Source organism: Acinetobacter sp. MF4640, assembly GCF_002018895.1.
Taxonomy (GTDB): Bacteria; Pseudomonadota; Gammaproteobacteria; order Pseudomonadales; family Moraxellaceae; genus Acinetobacter; species Acinetobacter johnsonii.
In genome coordinates this window covers 1-1,795 of record NZ_MVOM01000118.1, presented here as the reverse complement: position 1 = coordinate 1,795, position 1,795 = coordinate 1, and the positions used below count along the sequence as shown (strand labels likewise).

General features: G+C 36.5%; 1 protein-coding gene. It reads right to left on the bottom strand.

What is annotated here, in order from left to right; genetic code table 11:
• Positions 1-270 precede the first annotated feature (270 nt).
• The gene (gene gorA / locus MF4640_RS18650) at positions 271-1,623 is read right to left on the bottom strand and encodes a glutathione-disulfide reductase (protein ID WP_002122354.1); all 1,353 of its coding nucleotides are present in this window, start codon (positions 1,621-1,623) and stop codon (positions 271-273) included.
• Positions 1,624-1,795: the final 172 nt, after the last annotated feature.

Genomic DNA, 1,795 nt, shown 5'->3' with positions numbered 1-1,795 from the left:
GAGATCCATGCACGTGTAGCAGTCCTTAACAGATTTACGGAATTAGGTCGACCACTTACCCAAGTTACGCCTTAAATTTGGCTCAATTAGGGGCGCTTTGCATTTCAAATCTTTGTGCAACAAAGCCGAGCATGTGCTGTTTGTGATAAATTGAGATTATGTTGAGTGAGTTCTCTAATAATTCTAAGTTGTTGAAAGTTCATAATTTGGATATAGAATATAAAAATAAGAGCAAATATATAAATAAATGCTCTTTTAGATGATCAATGATTAACGCATTGTGACGAATTCTTCAGCAGAAGTCGGATGAATTGCTAAAGTGTTATCGAAGTCTTTTTTAGTTGCTCCCATTTTTAAAGCAACAGCAAAGCCTTGCAGAATTTCATCCATACCGTATCCAATACCATGAATTCCGACCACTTTCTCATCAGTTCCTACACAAATTAATTTCATTTTTGTGAGTTGTCGATGTTCTGTTATCGCTGTATACATGGATGTAAAGGAAGAACTATAAATTTTGATGGCATCTTTACCAAATTTTTCTATGGCTTGATCTTCGGTTAATCCAACTGTTCCAATAGGTGGGTGACTAAACACCACAGTCGGAATATTTTCATAATCTAAATGTTCATTTGGCTTATTGTTAAATAAACGTTCAGACAGTCTTCGACCCGCTGCCACAGCAACAGGTGTTAACTCGACTTTACCTGTAATATCACCCACTGCATAAATGCCAGACTGTGTTGTATTTTGATATGCATCAACATGAATAAAGCGATTCTCGTTCAATTGAACTTGAGTCTTATTAAGATTGATCGCTTCAGTTGCAGGTTTTCTACCAATTGCCCAAATCAAGCAATCTACACTATGTTCTGTACCATCTTCTAGGTGTAATACAAGTGAGTTATCTTGAACTTTAGTCACTTTGTTAATCTGACTATGAGTATGCACGTTAATATTTTCACTGCGCATATTCTCTAATAGTGTTTTACCAAGGAAATGATCTAATCCACGCAAAGGCTGATGTTTACGAATAAATAATTGTACATTCGAACCCAATGCATTAAGAACACCTGCCAATTCCACAGCAATATAGCCAGAACCAACAATAGCAGTCCGCTTCGGTAAGTGTTCTAATCCGAAGAAACCATTGGAATCAATACCATATTCAGCACCTTCAATTTCAGGTTTGAATGCTTGAGTCCCCGTAGCAATTAAAATATGGTCAGCTGTGTACGTTTCACCATTTACTTCAATTGTTTGAGCATCTAAAAATTTTGCAAAACCTCGAATGACATCAACATTATTTTTAGCTAGTCCTGTGTCATACGATGTATGTATTCGGCTGATATAGGCTTGTCTGTTTTCAACTAATTTCTTCCAGTTAAAGGATTTCAATTCTGTATTAAAGCCATAGTCAGGACCATATTTATGAATCGCATCGGCAATTTGAGCTGAATACCACATCACTTTTTTAGGAACACATCCTACGTTGACACAGGTTCCACCAATATCACCCATTTCTATCAGTGCACATTTCTTACCATACATGGCAGCACGATTGACTGATGCAATACCGCCACTGCCTCCGCCAATCGCAATATAATCATAGTGTTTAGACATAAATGAAATTCCTGTTTTTTAGATTTAAAAAGTTAATGATATACGCTGAATTATCAGGAGACTTTCCCTTGGGAGATTCTAGGCAGCCAACTTATAAAAGTCTTCGGCCATTTGATTTGGTGTCTTAAAACCCAAACCCTTTTGAATTCTTCGATGATTATAAAATAATTCA